This is a genomic window from Burkholderia sp. S171, from assembly GCF_009766085.1.
Lineage (GTDB): Bacteria > Pseudomonadota > Gammaproteobacteria > Burkholderiales > Burkholderiaceae > Caballeronia.
In genome coordinates, this window is sequence record NZ_LMUF01000017.1 from 48,236 (window position 1) to 65,905 (window position 17,670).

Genomic DNA, 17,670 nt, shown 5'->3' on the forward strand with positions numbered 1-17,670 from the left:
AAGAAAAATATGAGATCTGCTGCCGCGTGAACACCAGGCGATATGCAATTGCACCTGGAGTTCGCAGTGCCCTTGCGGAGTGATGCGCCTGTTCGGAGGCCGGGGGTCCTGTCGCACCCTAGTTAGCTGAACTCCGCGCGTAACATCTCCAGCGCTACATCCGCTTAAGCGACGTCTCCAGCATTGCTGCGTAGTCGGCGCGAGCCGGACGAGCGGGTGCGAAAATATTGAAGTGGCTGACGTGCGCGGCGTGTGCAAGCGTCGGTAGATCGTTCGCCGAATAGCCCAGCTCGGCGAGCGTCGCCGGCAGCCCCAATTCGCGCATCAACGCCGCCACTCCGCGCGCAAGAGACATAGACGCGTCCAGTCCCAGGGCATTGCCGATTTCCAAGATTTGTTCAGGCCTGCTTTCGGCGGTGAAATCAAGGGTCGCGACGAGGCCGATGCCACTTAATGTGCCGTGATGAAAGCCCTGATCGCTGCATGACAAGGCGATTGCATGGGCCGGGCCCAATCCCATGCCAATCGATACGCCGCCCGCATAAGCGGCCATCATCATTTCCCCACGGGCGTCGTCGTCGCCGCTCACCACCGCGCGTCGCAGGTAGCCGCCGACGCGCGCGATCCCATCCAGCGCAATCGTTTTGCCAAGTGGCACGCTCTTCGTCGAAAGATATCCCTCGATGCAGTGCGACAACGCATCAATACCGGTTGCCGCCGTGAGGCGCCTTGGCAGGCTGCGCGTCAGATCGGGGTCAAGGATGGCGACGCTCGGCACCAGATGGCGGGAATTCATGCCGACGGATGCAGTCGCGGCATCGGGGTGGATACCGGAGGAAGGCGATGCCTCGCTGCCCGTGCCTGCCGTCGTGGGAATTGCAATCAGCGGGGCACCCGCGACGTGCGCGACGTTTGGCACGCCCGCGTAGTCGGCGACGGAACCGGCATTGGTTGCCAGCAATGCGATCAGTTTCGCCGTATCAAGAACAGAACCGCCGCCCAAAGCCACCACCCCGTCACAGCTTTCACGCGCATAGAGCGCAGCGCCGCTGTCGACATCGGCGAATAACGGGTTCTCGGTGACGTGGTCGAAGATTACGACTGATAGTTCTTTGCCGCAAGCGGCGAGGATCTTTTCGGCAAGTCCGGCTGCCACCACGCCGCGATCTGTCACCAGCAAAGGGCGTCGGACGCGCAGCGCAGCGAGCTCGTTCGCGAGTGAAGCGACCGCATTCGGGGCGAACAACGTGCGCGGCAGACAGAGCGCGGGAACCGGCATCGCAACGCGGGTTGGCGCATCCGCTCCGTTCGGCGCGGGCTGCCCCGCCGACGGGCTCATGGCTTGCCGATGCGCGGGATGCGCATCAGTTTGAGGGCGTTGCCAAGATAGAGTTTCTCGCGGTCCTCGTCGCTTAACCCCAGACCTTCGATGGAACGTATCCCTTCGCGGATAAACATCGGGCCGCCTTCGGGATCAAAAGGGCAGTCCGATGCGAACACCACGTGATCAATGCCAAAGAAGTCCAGGCCGCAGCGCAGTGCCGACGCGGAGCCGCCCAGCACTGTGTCGCCGTAGAACATCTTGAAGTACTCGATAGGGGGCTTCGAGAGCCGCTTGAGGACCTCGGCCTCGCTGCCGTCGGCGCTGCGGCTACCGAGTTGCGCCCAGAGCGATTCCGCGCGGCCAGCAAAATACGGCAGCATGCCCCCGCAGTGATGCGTGATGATGCGCAATGCCGGCAGCTTTTCGAGCAAGCCCGAGAAGACCATGCGCGACATGGCAACAGAGGTTTCAAAAGGCCAGCCGAGCACTTGCCAGATTTCATACTTCGAGCGCTCTTCGCCTTTGTAGTCTGACGCCGTTCCCGGACGGAACGGATGCATCCACACAGGCAGGTCATACTTCGTGGCCATCGCCTCAAAAATCGGGAAGAATTCGGGATCATCCAGCGGGCGGCCATTGACATTGGTGACCACCTGAACGCCGCGAGCCCCGAGCTTGCCGATGGCGCGGTCCATTTCTTCGAGCGCGGCAGGTACGTTATTCATTGGCAAGGCTGCGACGAAAACGGGAAACTGCTCAGGCCATCGTTTGCATATCTCGGCCATTCCGTCGTTCGCCACGCGCGCAAACTCGGGTGACTCGCCCGGGCCGCCTAGCATTTCCGGCGACGGCTGGCTCAAGGTCAAGACCTGCGCCACGTCCGGAAACTGCTCCGCGAGCATCGCGGCGCGGGCTTCAAGGTCCCACAGCATCCGTAAGCCGGCCATGCGTTTGACAATACCCGCATCTTTAGAGTGTGCCTTGACGAGTTCGAAGTACGCGGGAGGCAACACGTGGTTGTATATATCGATCTTTTTCAACGTAATTCCTTAGGATCAGTTCTGGTCGGGCTTGAATGCCGCAACGGTCCGCTCAAGCACGACGGTGTGGGCTATCGCCGTGTTACGAAGTCATGGTAGAGCGGACTCTTATCCGGTTTTTCACGGATGTAACCCCCTTGACGCCTTTCGCGACCTCGGCCGCCTGATCAGCTTGCGTTTGATTTTGCATATAACCTTCCAGCACTATGTCGCCGCCGCGCGCTTGGACCGTGACGTTGGCGATATTAAGACCCTTGGTTCTGGAAAGCGCCCGGCGCACGTCGCTCTGCAGTGCCCGATTGGCCAGTTTTTCAGCCTTTTTCGTGGCTTTCACATCCGACGGTGCCATGTCCGGCTGCGAAGCGGCCAGGCCGTTAGTCGGTTCTGAAGCGCCTCCGGCACCACTCGACTGAGCGTATCCGTTAAGCGATGTCAGGATGACTAACAAACCAAAAGATGTTTTGAGTATCGTCATTTATTATCTCCGTTTATAACGACTTTCAACGACCCGGGCGGGACGGCGGTACGACTTCATATTTTGTTCCTGAACGTGTTGACGAAACGTCTCAGATCGTCACGCGACGGGGGATTGAAGACGCCGCCGCGATATGCCTGTTCATTGCAGCAAGGGCTATCAGACCGGCAATCAGCATGCACGCGATGACGCCGAAAAACAGGACCTCCGTCGTTCCGCCGGCTTCGAGCAGAACGCCTCCTCCCAAAGCGCCAAGAATTCCGCCCGCCCGGCTGACACCCACGCACACGCCGAGCGCGGTTGCTCGATAAGTCGCGGGATACGCCGTTCCGGCGATCGCATAGATGGTCGACTGCGACATGCCGCCGCCGAAACCCGCCAGCAACATCGCGATCTTGACCGCCGCGGCATGGGTCACGCCTGTCGTCAACAGACTTGGGAATGCGATGGTTGCCGCCGCGGTCGCCGCAATCGACAGTAGAAGCAGTGCGCGCGATCCGGTGCGCGGCAACAGCACTGCGCACACTGGTACGCTGATCACCGCAGAAAAGGTATAGATGGATGTATATCGGATTGCATTTTCCAGATTGAATCCGTCTGCGACGAGAAACGTCGGCGTCCAGCATATGTAGGCAAAGGCTGCGTATGACAGCGTAAAGAACGCGATCCACAACCCGCCATTCAAGCGCAGATTCTGCAAGGAGAACAGGCGCGTGCCGGCCGCAGTCGTTGGGACATCGAGCGATCGTCGTTCAGCGCTGACCGGCACCGCTGTGGCACTGCCACGAACCATCCGGCTGACCCAGTCGAGGGCCTCAGTTTGCCGTCCCTTGCGGATCAGGAATACGAGCGACTCCGGCAGATAGATCACACTTAACACTGCGCTGACCAAAGTAATGCTCCCACTGACGACGAAAACGCTACGCCAGCCGAATGCCGGAATCAACTTTGCGGCGAGCAAGGCGCCGAGGGTGCCACCTACCATGGGGCCCACCGACATCAACACGATCATTTGCCCTCGAAGCTTGCGTGGGCTCCACTCGGACGCAAGCGCCATTGCCGTCGGCACGGCGATGCCAAAGCCGATACCCGACAAAAAGCGAAATACAATCAGCTGCGACACGCCGTTGACCGAAGCGCAGGCAAGCGTAGTCAGACCGAACAATGCGACCACCGTGATGAGCGCCCGACGACACCCAAAGCGGTCGCCTGCCAGGCCCCCCAGTGGCGCGCCAATGGCCATGCCAACGAGTGACATCGCTAATGCCGGGGCCAGTTGAGCCTTGGTAACGTGCCATTCAGCGAGCAGCACGGGGCTCGCGAAGGCGAGCAGCGCGGCGTCGAGTCCGTCGATGATCAGGACGAGCAGACATAGGGAAAACATCACCTTTTGCCGCCCGCTAATGGGCCGGTCATTGATTGCATCCTCGAACATAATGTCTCCATTCTTCTAATGTACTGTCTTGTTCCGCTAGTGTCGGAACATTCCTCGCAATCCGACAGATGACAAATGTATGTGGGCTATGCTCAGGTTGCATAAGCGTGCCCTCGGCGGCAAATCGGCATGCGCCGTGCACCAAGAAGCTGCACCTGCGCGACACTCGGACACATCGCAATCACTGTCGATTCAGTCCGCGCCCGTTAAATCTGTCGATCCACGGAGAGCATTCGGCACAAGCGTCCGCACATGCACGGAATTTATCGGGGAGGTTCAGGCGCGTTATGTATTGATGGCATAGCCTGTATGCGTTTGGCATCTGTTGCGCAGATTGCTGGATCGGGATACTGAGGGATGTTCTACGCGGAGCGCATACAGGGTGTCCTTCGATAACGCCGCTTTTTTTCTCTCCGGATTAACGCGGAAAAAATCGGTTGCGATCTCCTGGCAATGTCGAGGTCGTAGTATTTCGAGGTAGTAGTATTTCGTGTGACTCCATTTTTCAAGGATGTGTGGCTACTATGAATGTACAAGGAAGCTCATTGGGTGAGGCATGGGCCGAAGAGCCCGGACAAGGCGCTGTCCTACAGATCCACTCCGGATTAGTGCGGGGAGCCGCTCGCGATGAACGGGGCGTGCTGGCGTTCAAGGGGATTCCGTACGCGGCGGCGCCTGTAGGCAAGCTGCGCTGGCACGCGCCACAGGCTGCCGAAGCCTGGTCTGGAGTGCGCGAGTGTGTTCAATACGGCGCTCGTTGTCTGTCCGCGTGGGAAGCCGATCCCGAACCGGGACCTCCTAGAAGCGAAGACTGCCTGAGCCTGAATATCTGGACGCCCCTGCAGAAAACCGATGAGCGGCTCCCGGTAATGGTCTGGGTTCACGGCGGCGGGTTTCAGTTTGGATCGTCTGCATCGCCCTCATTCAATGGATCGCGGCTGGCGCAGAAGGGTGTCGTCGTCGTTAGTTTCAACTATCGGGTAGGCGTACTTGGCTTCATGGCGCACCCCGAGTTGGACCACGAAGCGCCTTCGGGGAACTACGGTTTGCAAGATCAGCTTGCGGCTTTCGCCTGGGTCAAGGCCAACATTGCTGCGTTCGGCGGCAACCCTGAGAATGTCACTGCGTTCGGCGAGTCGGCCGGCGCTCACGCGATCGGCATCCTTATGTCGTCTCCGCTCGCCGTCGGTCTGTTTGAAAAGGCGATCGGCCAAAGTGGCGCGTTCTGGGATGGCAGCAATGGTCCTCTCGAATCGTTCGACGAAGCGCATTTGCGCGGCGTGGAGTTTGCCAAGCGGATCGGCGCCTCGTCCGTTGCCGAATTGCGCGCCATGCCCGCTGAGCAGCTCAACGCGGCGGCTATGTGGAATTTCGACAGAAATCCAATCGTTGCCGCGTTCTCGCCCAACGTAGACCGACACGTTGTACCTGAGGTGCCTGCGAAGACCTTTGTGCACGGCAAGCAGATGCAGATTCCTCTCCTCGCTGGCTGGAATGATGCGGAATATTTTCCGTTCCGCGCGCTGGGCCTGCCACAGGAAAGCGCCGAGGTTTTCCGTCATGCAGCGCAGCGATGGTTCGGAGCAGATCGTTTGGAAGAATTTCTGAAGCTTTACCCGGCGGACACCGACGTGCAGGCGAAGGCATCGGCTGACGCTCTCGCCGGAGATCTGATCATTTCAGAGCAAACCTGGTTGTGGTTGAAACTGCAGAAGCGCGCGGGCCAGGCAGCAGTCTATGGTTATCGGTTTTCTTATACGTCGCCGTATGTGCCCATCGCCTCCCACCTCGTCGAGATACCCTTTGTGTTCGGTACATTGACGCCGCAATTCATTGTTGGCGGTAAAGCGCCGCCATCGGACGAAGACCGAGCCTTGTCCGAGACAATGATGTCGTATTGGGTCAATTTCGCAACGGCTGCTGACCCCAACGGTCCGGACCTTCCGGATTGGCCAGCGTTCGGAGAGGGCGGCGTCGTTCAGCAACTGGGCAAGACTGTTGGCCCCGAGACGAACGACGAGCAAACGGTGCGTTTCAAGTTCCTTTCTAGCTATCGCACCGACGGGGCGTTTCCTGCCGCATGGCGGAGTGAACGCCGCTAAACCTCAAGCCGATCATCGCCGGTGCCAACCGGCGATCGACCCTTCTTCATGCTCTCCCAAAGTGAGCATGCCGTAGTAAGGCGACATGCCTGCGCCGATTGAATTCGGCGCTCTTCGCGTCCCGGTCGCCTAACGCTCGACCGTTGTTCTTGTTCGTCCCGTCAATCAGGTGTTGGTTGCAAATCAAGCTGCTATGTGCTGATGGCATAAGCGCCATCGATTTGACATCTGTCTTCCGGCGGAAAAACCCCCGACACTTGTCGTGCCGATACATCGGCGACGGATATCCACTACGCCTTGAGCAAGACCCGTAATGGCCACTGAAAACATGATGCTTGAGAAGAAGCCTTGCATCCGTGTTCTCGACACTCGTCCTCGCAGAAGACCTATTGGAATATAGAAGAATTAAACCGTGTTGCAAAGAAAACCCCGCAGGGGACGAGGTAAATAACAACTCGGCATATCTATTTAAAAAAAATAAGTAGGGTAATCGCGGTTCGCTTGCAGATTTTTATACAAATCAAAAAACTGGAGACAACATGAAGAAAATCGCCTTTGCAGCTTCGATATTGGGGGTTTCGCTAAGTGTCCACGCGCAGAGTAGCGTGACGCTTTTCGGACAGCTCAATGAAGGTTTCGCCTTTGTCACGAACGAACAAGGCAAGCATCTGACTGCGCTGCAGGATTCGTATTCCTTTCCCAGTGTGTTTGGGTTTCAGGGCTCTGAGGACTTGGGAGGAGGAACCAAGGCGGTTTTCCAGTTGGTATCGCAGTTCAGCGTGGGTACGGGCGCACTGATTACTCCGGGAACGTTGTTCAACCGTGTGTCCCTGGTGGGTCTCAGTAACGAGAACTACGGAAAAATTACAGTGGGCAACCAGTACAGCTTCATGATGGACAACCTGCTTTTTGCAGGCTACGACGGTGCCTACAATTACGGTGGCCTTTATAACCTTAGGCAGGGGCCCTTTGCCAAGCTTGGTATTCCGCAAAACCCTACCGGCGCCTTTGAATTTGACAGCCTCGGCGCGGCTGGTGTCAACAACACCGTCAAATACGTATCGCCCAATTTTCACGGCTTTTCAGGGGGCGCTCAGTATGGCTTCGGTGGCGTAGCCGGCGCGTTCAATGCAGATCGGTCGATGTCATTCGGGCTCAACTACCAAGGCACTAATTTCTCCGCTGCGCTCGCCTATCTGGAAAAACGCTACCCGTCCATGGACAACGGGCTCGACGGCATCCGCAATTTCGGCGCGGGCATCAAGTACAACCTCTATAACGTGACGTTGAGCGCGTTGTTCACCGATACCCAAAACACATTGACGGGCGCCAAGGTGTGGGTTGTCCAGGGGGGCGCTCAGCGATGGTTGAACGATGCATGGCTTCTCGGCATCGATTACCAGTACATGAAAGGCAATAGCCAACTCAGCAACAACAAGGCGAATCAAGTTTCCGCCGGGGTTCAATATTGGCTGTCGAAACGCACCGATATCTATCTGATAGCCGCGTTCCAGCAGGCGGGCGGCGACGGCCCTGCGTATGCGTGGCTGAACGGCCTCTCGCAGTCGTCTTCGTCGCGTCAGGCTGCGATGAACATAGGACTGGCGACCCGCTTCTGATTACGCGCGCTATCACGAGAGTACCGATGAAACAAGACGGAACATAAAGAACGAAGGGGACGCCATGTTTGACGATTTAATCGATGCCCGCCCAATCAGCACGCGACAGAAGCTCATCTTTGCCGTTTGCCTGATTGTTTTGATCATCGACGGCATGGACGCTCAGATGCTCGCGTTCGCAAGCCCCGTTTTGCTAAGCGAATGGCATGTCACTAAAGCTCAACTTGCGCCGGCATTGGCCGTATCGTTAATTGGTACGGCGGTGGGTGCGCTAATAGGTGGATTCGCGGGGGATCGTTTTGGTTGCCGCCGCACGCTGATCGTCATCGTTGCCGCGTTTGGCATGACCACGTTTGGAACGGCGCTTGCCGGAGGGGTCACGCAACTGATCGTGTTGCGCCTGATGTCGGGAATCGGTTTCGGAGTCGCTGTGCCCACCGCGATGGCCCTCGCATCTGAGTGGTGCCCGCGCGCGCTACGCGGTCAGCTAGTCCTCCTGATGTCGATCGGAACCATGCTTGGGGGTACGCTCGGAGGATTGCTTGCCGCATGGTTGATTCCGGCGTACGGCTGGCGCAGCATTTTCGTGGCGGCCGGCGCAATCACGGCTGTCGCCGCGGCGTTGAGCATGATCTACTTGCCGGAGTCACTGGTGTTCCTAATTCGCAAGACGCGTCAGGACGAGGCCCTCGTCTGGATCAAGCGGGTGCTCGGCGGCGATGTCACCGCTCTTCCGGTCGGGGGCGACCGGAAGAGACTCGACGCGTCAGTGCCGGAAGCTGGGGCGCGCTTGCTTTCGTCGTCGAATCTGCGTGTCAACGCAGGGCTTTGGGTCGGATTCTTTGCGTTGTCGTATGCAGCCTTTGCATATGTAACCTGGACGCCGGCAGTGTTCGTGGGGGCGGGATTCGACGTGCCTGCCGCCATTCGATGCACGTCGGTCTACACATTCTCGGCCGTACTCGGCGTCCTCGTTTGCGCAGTGTTTCTACCGCGCGCGGGATCGCGCATGTTGCTTTTGCTGTCGATCGCAATGGGCATCTGCGCCAGCATTGCCTTCCCGAGTCTTCTCGCAGGTGGCGTGGCGAAAGTCTCGGCGTTGAATATTGCCATGGTGTTTGCGGGATTCGGCGGCGGCATGTCGCAATCAACCATCTACGCACTCGCCGCGACGGTTTACCCCGCGACTTACCGCGCAACTGCGCTTGGCGTATGCGTCGGCATAAGTCGGGTCGGGGGCATTTTAAGTGCGCTAGGCGGCGGTGTCCTGCTTGAGGCAGGCGGACCGGGGGGCACTTTGTTTTTCAGTGTCATTGTCGGGATGCTGGTCGCCGGCTTGATCGCTCTTGCCGTAATGAATCGGCATACCCGCTCGGCCGCAACGCACGCCCGCGGCTTGACGGTGTAATCCATCTGCACGACGTACAAGAGGCAGGTGCTATGTGTCGCGGGCATAACCAATCTCGATCTGGCATCTGTATTCAAGCTGGATACGCTCGACACTGAACCTCCCGTTGATCGAAAAGGGCGGCTTCGTGCAGTCTGCCGTGGCCCGTATAGGTTGAACTAGCCGGGTCGGCCAGGTGTGCGGACGGAATGAAGGTATACGCTTATTAAACGAGGAAAAGTAGACATGACTATAAATCGCAACCGAATTATCCATGGGGGTTCGCTGCTGGCTGCAGACTCAGGGGGGGAGAGGACAGCCGGCGTGCCTTCTTCGCAAGCGACACGAAAACCGGGAATCGACTACCCGCGGATCGCAACGGAAGAGGCGTTCCAGACACCTGCTTTGAGAGAGCTGTATCGTGAGTTTTCCGCTGGCAGCTGGAGCACGCTCGACGCAAAGATGTTCGGCGTGCAAAACGATGAAGAGAGTCCGGTTGCCAATAACCTGGTGGATCTTGATCAACAGCGGCTGAAGCTGATGGATGAGAGCGGGGTTGCGATGCACTTGTTGTCGCTAACTGCGCCCGGCGTTCAGCTTCTTCGAGCAGGCGTGGCACCGGAATTTGCGAAGCTTGCGAACGACTATCTGGCCGATGCGATTCGCCGTCATCCCACGCGCTATTGCGGTCTTGCGGCTATTGCTCCTCAGGATCCGCAGAAGGCGGTCCAGGAGATGGAGCGGTCGATCCAAAAGTTGAAGCTGAATGGGTTCATCATCAATTCCCACACCAACGACGAATACCTTGACCTCAAAAAGTACCGGCCAATATTGGAAGCGGCGGAGGCACTGGATCGTCCTATCTACATTCATCCGCGTGCGCCTTCCAGTCAATTGGCGGGCGCATTCGATCTTGCGTCGATGTCGGGCCCGCTTTGGGGCTTCAATACCGAAGTCAGCGTTCATGTCATGCGCCTTTATTGCGCCGGCGTGTTCGAGCAGTTTCCCAAGCTGAAAATTGTTATCGGTCACATGGGCGAGGGCTTCCCTTTTTATTTGTGGCGTTGCGATTGGGCGGCTGCGATCAGCAAACTTCCTCGTGACCGTTTCAGCGAAGTCTTTCGACGCAACGTTGCCATTACTACCAGCGGCGCGGCGGACTTTGGCAACGGCAACGCTTCTGCAGCCCCGGCGCTCGAATGTGCGATCAAAGCAGTCGGCGCGGAAAACGTCATTTGGGCGGTCGACTATCCCTATCAACCCATGAGCGCCGGCGTGGCGTTCATGGACAACGTGATGATCAGCGAAGCAGACCGTGAAGCGATCTATCACCAGAATGCGAGACGGGTGTTTCATATCGAACAGGAGCCCGCGTGTCTGTCGAAAGCGGCGCATGAAAGCGGGGTCCGCGCTTGAGACGGAGTGCGTTTTCGAGGAATTCCGGCTTTGCGGTTCGTGGGTGGCGAGTGGGCGATCGGTGCAATGGTCGAAGCGGTTGTGTGGCGATGGAAGATATGCGTGCCGGGTATAGGTTCGGCGCTTATAGCATCTGGCTCTGCACAGTCTGGTGAGGCACAGTACTGAGCATTCGATACAACCCGCGTTCGCCCATCGACATCAAAGAAGGATCACGTTTTTCCCGCGTGTGTGAGGGAAGTGCTTCAAATGGAACCAGGCGAAAACCTTATGATTGACAATAAAGTGTTGGAGACAAAAGTTCTCATAGTCGGAGCGGGACCGACTGGCCTTGCGCTCGCAATCGAGCTGGGTGGCCGCTCGATTCCATGCGTGGTGATTGAACGAAATGATCGCGCTGGTTATGCGCCCCGGGCCAAGACGACTAATGTTCGGACACGGGAGCATCTGCGCCGATGGGGGATCGCTGACCGTCTCGCAGAGGCGTCGCCCTTTGGGCTCGACTATCCTTCTCACGTGCTTTTTGTGACGCGCCTGAGTGGTCATCGTCTTGCAAAATTCGATCACGTGCTGAATTGCAACCCTGAGAAAAACGCACACTATTCCGAGCACGCGCAGTGGATTCCGCAGTATTTGCTCGAAGAGGTGCTGCGCTCTCACGCGCAGAGCCTTCCCGGTGTAGAGGTGCGTTTCTCGACCGAGTACGAGTCGCTTTCGCAAGATGATGATCAAGTACACGCGCAAATCCGAAACCTTGTTACGGGTGTTAGGGAAGAGATTCGTTGCGAGTATCTGGTGGGTGCCGACGGCGCCCGCAGCGCCGTGCGCGATGTGATCGGCGCGAAAATGTCTGGAAGCTACGGCCTGTCGAGAAACTACAATATTGTGTTTCGCGCACCCGGCCTTGCCGAGGCACACGCTCACGGGCCGGCGATTATGTACTGGCAGGTCAACGCCGACACGCCGGGCGTTATCGGTCCCATGGACGTCGGCGATAAATGGTTTTTCATGCCGTCAAATGTTCCGAAGGATCTCAAACTGACCAACCTCGAAGCGGCCGATTTGATCCGCAAGGCAACCGGCATTGACCTTCCTTATGAGGTTCTGAGTACTGATGAATGGGTGGCGAGTCGTCTCATTGCCGACAAATATCGCGATCGGCGCATCTTTCTCGCTGGCGATGCCTGTCATTTGCACCCACCTATGGGAGGGTATGGAATGAACATGGGAATTGCTGATGGGGTCGATCTGGGCTGGAAAATGGCGGCGACCTTGCAAGGTTGGGGCGGATCCAGCCTGATGGACAGTTACGAGGCCGAACGACGCCCCGTGCATAACTTCGTTATGGACGAGGCAGTTGCGAACCACTCTCTGATCGGAACGCAAGTGTTTCAACCGGGATTAGAAGACCTGACTGCTGAGGGCGCGCAGCTCCGCGATGAAGCGAGCCAGCACATTCAACTCACTAAGGCTCGGGAGTTTTTAAACCTGCGTGTCGTGCTGGGGTATCACTATGGCGAGTCGTCGCTCGTGGTATCGGACGGTTCAGCTATTGCCCCGCAGGGCGGCGAGCAATACGTACCGTCGGCCAGTCCTGGGTGCGTTGCCCCGCACGCGTGGATGGAAGACGGTAGTTCGCTTTACGATGGATTCGGTCAGGGCTTTACGCTATTGGTGACCGATTGGAAAGCCGACGACGTCGATCTCAACATCAGGCAGGCTACGCATGACGCAACCAAGACTAAGATCCCCCTGACGGTCTCTTCTCCGGAGAACTCGACTCTGGCGGAGCTATACAGCGCGCGCTATGTACTGATTCGACCCGACCAGCATGTGGCGTGGCGTGGAGATTCCTGGCCGGACAATGGCCAGCAATTGTTGGAGCGTGTGAGCGGCCACTGACGTCATTTTGTGATGCGGGGGCTTAGCCGAGCCGTCGCGGGACTCGGCCTGTGTCATACATGGCGAATGAGATGCAGCTTGTCTGTATCTCGCGCCGTCGTGTTCTGACGGCTGGCAACTCGCCGCAGCAAATCGCAGAAGTATTCGCTTGCCGGCGTCGAGGGGACACTGCTGCGACGAACCAACGTCATGGATGGCCCCTCCAGTGTTTCCTCGATTGGAATCGGCACGGTGAGGTCGCGGGTGAGCGGAGAGCCGAGCCACTGCTCCGGGAGCATGATGAGCATGTCAGTCGAGAGAAGGGCAGTAATCCAAGTCAGTGCAGACTCGGCCTGGAGCGCGAGCTTGGGAACAGGCAGCCCGCGGCCTGAGAAGACCCCCGAGAATTCCTTTTCAGCCTCGGAAGTGATCGAGGTCGAGATCCATCGTGCCTCGGTCAACTGCGCCAACGAGCGGGCGCCCGCAAGCGGATGTTCCTTGCGCGCAAGAACGACGCGGCGCGTCGCAAACAGGGTTTCGAGTTGCAGCCCTGGCGCGGTGCCGCATTCCGGTGCCGGGCCCAGGTAAAAGTCCACCACGCCGCTGCGAATGCGCGCATCGATCACGGGAAAGACGCCTTCAATGATCCGCAGCCGGACGTTCGGATAACGCCGGGTAAAAACATCCAGCGCTTCGGGCAGCAGTGCCTGATGACCCATGGCGGAAATGCATGCAACCACAGTGCCGTGAACCGAACCTTGCATCTGCTGAATTTCGTCGCGCGCGCGGCGCAGCTCATTCATCGCGGTACTGGCACGGATTACGAACAGGTCGCCCATTGGGGTAAGCGCCGCGCCGGTAGCCTGCCGTTCCAGCAAGGGCGCGCCCATTTCCTTTTCGAGTTCGCGGACGCTTCGGCTCAAGGCGGGTTGTGACACCCCGAGATATTTGGCGGCAGCGTTGATGCTGCCTTTCTCTGCGACCGCCAGCAAGTCGCGCAAATGATGCATCTTCATAGTGTCTCGCATTGTTTTTGTACCAGCCTATCTTTGGATAGATAAGCGCCCGTCTAGCGTACTTGCATTTGTCCGGCAATGAACTTATGACTCTCCCGCATATTCGTCCGGCGTCCGAGCCCTTCTGGTGGCGCTGGCGAGGTTCTCAAGCCAGTCCGAGCCATCGAGCCGCGTTGCCCCACCGCAGCGCCTCCTGTGTGGCATCGCTGAGTCCCAGCGATACCACGCGTGCCGCCGGATCGGCGTCCATGATCGCGAACGGATAGTCGGTTCCGATCATGACGCGGTCTTCGCCAACCGTCTCGATGAGTGCGCGGATTGCCGTGGCGCTGTAGAGGAGGTCGTCGTAGTAGAGCGCCCGTGCAGCGTCTACCGGTGCAATCGGAATGGCTTCGCGCAGGGCGCGCTGGCATTCCCATGCGTACTGCATGCGCGGCAGCACGGTCTGGATCGCACCGCCGCCGTGGCTCAGTGCAATGCGCAAGCGCGGGAACTTGGCCAACAGGCCGCCCGTAATGATCGACGCCGCAGCCAGTCCGATTTCACCCGGGAAAGCGACGATCTGTTCGAGCGAAGCGGGTCCCACCAGCCGATCCATGCCGGCGGGACGCAATGGATGAACAAAGATAGCCGCGCCGCACGCCTCCGCTGCCTCGAAGAACGGCCAAAAACGAGGATCGCCGATCGGCACGCCTCCCACATTGCTGCCGACTTCGATGCCGGCCAGCCGCAGCTCGCCGACCGCAAATTCAAGTTCCCGAATTGCCCGATCTATGTTTTGGAGCGGCGCCGCGCCGAGCGCGCTGAACCGGTCGGGCGCCAGTGCCACCATGTTCGCAAGCGTTTCGTTCAGGAAGCGCGACAACATCGCGCCGTCCTCTGGATCGAGCCAATACGAAAGCAGCTCCGGCATGGGGGACAGTACGTGCCGCTCAATGCCGAGTCTCTCCATGTCGTCGCGCCGAACGTTGATATCCCACGCCTGATCCGACACCGTTCGATACACATTGCCGGAGATGACCACGTGCCGGTGGCACGGCTGAGCGCTGCGCATGGACGGCCAGGGCGCATCCGGCCGGCTCCCCACGTAAGCCGGGAAATCGTGCGGGACGACATGCGTATGGATGTCGATACAGCCGCATAGGTGTTGTTGAAAGGGGGAGGTCATTCGGGTAACTCCTAATGCGGAGGATCGTATTAAAGGTTGCAAAACCAACCATTGTCGGCTTTAATTCGATCACGGTTTGGTTGCTTTTGCAATAGTTTTGGAGACTTTAGAAATGACATCAATGCCAAGCGTCCTTGAACGTCAGGCTGTTCCGGCCGACACTTTCCTTTCAGACGACGAGCGGTTTGCGCGCTTGCTCGATGCCGCTGGAGAAATGCGTTTAGTCGTGGCGCAGCGCGCCCGTCAAACCGAAATTGACCGGCGCGTCTCGACCGACGTTACGCAGCGGCTTATAGAAGCTGGCCTCTACCGGGTTGTTCAGCCACGCCGTTTCGGCGGCTATCAACTGAGCCTGGAGGCGCTGCGCCGCCTCGCTTTTGAAATAGGCCGCGGATGTACGTCGACGGGCTGGTGCTACGGACTCAGTGCTGCGGCATCGTGGGTGCTCGGCATGTTTCCGGAGGAAGCGCAACAAGACGTCTGGGGCGATTCGCCCGACGCGCTGCTCGCTTCCTGCATCGCGCCGACGGGTAAAGCCGTGCCGGTGGAGGGCGGTTATATGTTCAAAGGTCGCTGGGGCTTCGGCAGCAATAGCGACAACGCGCAATGGCTGGCGCTGGGTGCAATGGTCGCGCAGGCCGAAGGCGAGCCCCCCAGGCCAATTTTCCTGCTCGTGCCGAAGGGGGACTACCGGATCGTCGATACGTGGCACACCGTGGGTCTTGCCGGCACCGGCAGCAAGGACATCGCAATCGACAACGAAGTGTTCGTTCCGGCGCATCGCACCGTGTCGTTCAAGGATGTTCTCGAGCAGGAAGCGCCTGGGGCGGACTTCCACGATTCAGCGCTGTATCGCGTGCCCTTCCTGAGCGGTTTTCCCCCGTTGCTCGCCAATCCGGCCGTTGCGGCGTTGCGCGGCGCAGTAGACGAATTTGTCGAGGGTATTGCCGCCCGTGCCACCCGTGGCGCATTCGCAGGTGGGGGCGCCTCACTTGGCCAATTCGGCCATGTCCAGACGGCCGTGGCGCAAGCTGAAGCGGCGATCGATGCCGCGCAGTTGATTCTTCAGCGCGATTTGCAGCTCGCCACGGATCTGGTCGACGCAGGCATGAAGCTGAGTGTGGAACAACGCATCACGCTGCGACGCGGCCACGCGTATTCGGTCCATCTTTGTGTCGATGCAATCAATGCACTCTACGACGTCGTCGGGGGCACCGGTATCCAGCTGGATAACGGCATCCAGCGGGCCTGGCGCGACATCAACGCGCTTGCTCACCACATCAGCGTCAACTGGAACGCGGTCTCGACGATGTATGGACAAATGCGGCTCGGCCAGCCTCCGCGCGGCCAGTACTGAAGGAGAAAATTCGATGGTCCGATATCGGAAACTGGGACGAGTAGAACTCAATGTGACCCAGTTGGAACGGGCTCGCCGCTTCTACGAGGAAGTAGTGGGACTGCAATATGTCGATACGGGCGCTGATGGCGGCGTCCAGTTGCGCTGCGACCAGGATCACCACAGCGTCGTACTGTACGCGGCCCCGGAAGCGGGTCTGCGATGCGCTGGTTTCATGCTGGAAGACATGACGCAATTCGAGCCGCTTATCGAACGTCTCGCTAGCGCGGGACTCCGCGTGCATGAAACCGATCTGCAAACATGCCGGGTGCGCGCGCAGCTTCGTGCGGTCCGTGTGTTCGAGCCGCTCGTCGGCGCGACCATTGAGTTCTATGTTCCGTCGCATGATTCGGCGCGCCCGTTTCAGCCGTCGGTGGCACGCATCCAGCGGCTTGGGCACGTCGTGTTCAATACTCCCGACGCGGCGCGCGCTGTTGAGTTCTGGCGTGACGTGCTGAATTTTAGGGAATCGGATTCGGTCGGCGAGTTCATCACGTTCATGCGCTGCTGGCCTAATCCCTATCACCACGGGATAGGGATCGCCAAATACGAGCGCCACTGTCTTCACCATGTCAATTACATGGTGACGGAGATCGACGATATTGGCCGTGCTTTGTCGCGTTTAAAGACCGCCGGTTCGGACGTGGTCTTCGGACCGGGGCGGCATCCAGCCTCCGACAGCATATTTTTGTATTTTCTCGATCCAGACGGCATGACGATGGAATACAGCTTCGGCATGGAAGCTTTCCCCGAAGAATTTCCACGCGCGCCGCGACGCATCGAGCCGTCCCCGACATCCCTTGACTATTGGAGCTCTACGCGCGATCCACGCTGTTTTACAGGCGCGGGTGCCAATGCAGCGCCCGAATCCATCGATGAACAAATTGAGGAAAAAGCATGAGCACGCCATGCGTCGATAGCCGCGAGCTGCGCAATGCGCTGGGCCGCTTCGCCACCGGTGTCTGCGTAGTCACTACCGGCACCGCAGATGGGCGTAAGGCAGCGCTGACCATCAATTCGTTTTGCTCGGTTTCGCTCGATCCGCCGTTGGTCGCGTGGTATCTGAACGACCGGGCGCCGAGCTTGCCGATATTCAGGACGTCTGGATACTTCGCGGTGCACATACTTGCCGCCGATCAGCAAGAGCTCGCATCGCATTTCGCGCGTCCCTCGGAGGACAAATTCGCCCCCTACAGCCACCGAGTGAAGGCCGGTCTGGGCGATGTGCCGGTGCTGGGCGATGCGCTCGCATGCTTCGAGTGCCGGACGACTGCCATCGAGACATACGGAGACCACGTGATGATTCTTGGCCACGTCGAGCGTTTCTCGTATGGCAGCGAGTCGCCGCTGTTGTTTCATGCCGGGCGCTTCATGGAGCATGGCGCCGCTGCATGACGGCGTAATGGCGTAA

Annotated in this window: 14 protein-coding genes; 8 read left to right on the forward strand and 6 right to left on the reverse strand. The window is 58.8% G+C overall.

The window, feature by feature from the left end:
- Nucleotides 1–154: 154 nt before the first annotated feature.
- The 4 genes from GSQ93_RS10495 to GSQ93_RS10510 all read right to left on the reverse strand — a co-directional run bounded on the left by GSQ93_RS10495 (nucleotide 155) and on the right by GSQ93_RS10510 (nucleotide 4,274).
- A complete protein-coding gene (locus GSQ93_RS10495) occupies nucleotides 155–1,339 on the reverse strand; it encodes an iron-containing alcohol dehydrogenase (RefSeq protein WP_254073830.1) in 1,185 nt (394 codons plus the stop codon).
- On the reverse strand, nucleotides 1,336–2,364 hold the full coding sequence (locus tag GSQ93_RS10500; protein ID WP_158935590.1) for an amidohydrolase family protein: 1,029 nt from the start codon (nucleotides 2,362–2,364) through the stop codon (nucleotides 1,336–1,338). Before GSQ93_RS10500 ends, GSQ93_RS10495 begins: the two co-directional genes overlap by 4 nt.
- 82 nt (nucleotides 2,365–2,446) lie before the next feature.
- Nucleotides 2,447–2,839 (reverse strand): BON domain-containing protein, encoded by a 393-nt coding sequence (locus GSQ93_RS10505; RefSeq protein ID WP_158935591.1) that lies wholly within the window; start codon nucleotides 2,837–2,839, stop codon nucleotides 2,447–2,449.
- Nucleotides 2,840–2,930: 91 nt separating this feature from the next.
- Nucleotides 2,931–4,274, reverse strand: a complete 1,344-nt coding sequence (locus tag GSQ93_RS10510; protein ID WP_158935592.1) for an MFS transporter — start codon at nucleotides 4,272–4,274, stop codon at nucleotides 2,931–2,933.
- A 524-nt stretch (nucleotides 4,275–4,798) separates the two neighbouring features.
- Here GSQ93_RS10510 and GSQ93_RS10515 point away from each other — a divergent pair.
- The 5 genes from GSQ93_RS10515 to GSQ93_RS10535 all read left to right on the forward strand — a co-directional run bounded on the left by GSQ93_RS10515 (nucleotide 4,799) and on the right by GSQ93_RS10535 (nucleotide 12,700).
- Complete coding sequence (locus GSQ93_RS10515; protein WP_158935593.1) at nucleotides 4,799–6,376, forward strand: carboxylesterase/lipase family protein; 1,578 nt, start codon at nucleotides 4,799–4,801, stop codon at nucleotides 6,374–6,376.
- Nucleotides 6,377–6,915: 539 nt separating this feature from the next.
- Nucleotides 6,916–7,995 (forward strand): porin, encoded by a 1,080-nt coding sequence (locus tag GSQ93_RS10520; protein WP_158935594.1) that lies wholly within the window; start codon nucleotides 6,916–6,918, stop codon nucleotides 7,993–7,995.
- A gap of 64 nt (nucleotides 7,996–8,059) precedes the next feature.
- Entirely contained in the window at nucleotides 8,060–9,403 is a 1,344-nt protein-coding gene (locus GSQ93_RS10525) for an MFS transporter (protein WP_158935595.1), read from the forward strand.
- Between the two features lie 303 nt (nucleotides 9,404–9,706).
- Nucleotides 9,707–10,798 (forward strand): amidohydrolase family protein, encoded by a 1,092-nt coding sequence (locus GSQ93_RS10530; RefSeq protein WP_158935596.1) that lies wholly within the window; start codon nucleotides 9,707–9,709, stop codon nucleotides 10,796–10,798.
- A gap of 270 nt (nucleotides 10,799–11,068) precedes the next feature.
- The gene (locus GSQ93_RS10535; RefSeq protein WP_254073831.1) at nucleotides 11,069–12,700 is read left to right on the forward strand and encodes an FAD-dependent monooxygenase; all 1,632 of its coding nucleotides are present in this window, start codon (nucleotides 11,069–11,071) and stop codon (nucleotides 12,698–12,700) included.
- Between the two features lie 53 nt (nucleotides 12,701–12,753).
- Here GSQ93_RS10535 and GSQ93_RS10540 read toward each other — a convergent pair whose 3' ends face one another.
- Both GSQ93_RS10540 and GSQ93_RS10545 read right to left on the reverse strand, forming a co-directional pair.
- Nucleotides 12,754–13,689: a LysR substrate-binding domain-containing protein gene (locus tag GSQ93_RS10540; protein WP_158935598.1), complete on the reverse strand. Its 936-nt coding sequence runs from the start codon at nucleotides 13,687–13,689 to the stop codon at nucleotides 12,754–12,756.
- Between the two features lie 151 nt (nucleotides 13,690–13,840).
- A complete protein-coding gene (locus tag GSQ93_RS10545; RefSeq protein ID WP_158935599.1) occupies nucleotides 13,841–14,863 on the reverse strand; it encodes an amidohydrolase family protein in 1,023 nt (340 codons plus the stop codon).
- Between the two features lie 112 nt (nucleotides 14,864–14,975).
- Here GSQ93_RS10545 and GSQ93_RS10550 point away from each other — a divergent pair, with 112 nt between their 5' ends.
- Genes GSQ93_RS10550 through GSQ93_RS10560 form a run of 3 tightly spaced genes read left to right on the forward strand, consistent with a single transcriptional unit; the run spans nucleotide 14,976 to nucleotide 17,654 of the window.
- Entirely contained in the window at nucleotides 14,976–16,220 is a 1,245-nt protein-coding gene (locus GSQ93_RS10550) for an acyl-CoA dehydrogenase family protein (protein ID WP_158935600.1), read from the forward strand.
- 13 nt (nucleotides 16,221–16,233) lie between these two features.
- Nucleotides 16,234–17,160 (forward strand): VOC family protein, encoded by a 927-nt coding sequence (locus GSQ93_RS10555; protein ID WP_158935601.1) that lies wholly within the window; start codon nucleotides 16,234–16,236, stop codon nucleotides 17,158–17,160.
- Nucleotides 17,157–17,654, forward strand: coding sequence for a flavin reductase family protein (locus GSQ93_RS10560; protein WP_158935602.1), 498 nt, complete (start codon nucleotides 17,157–17,159; stop codon nucleotides 17,652–17,654). The genes GSQ93_RS10555 and GSQ93_RS10560 overlap by 4 nt, the downstream gene beginning before the upstream one ends.
- The last annotated feature ends 16 nt before the right edge of the window (nucleotides 17,655–17,670 follow it).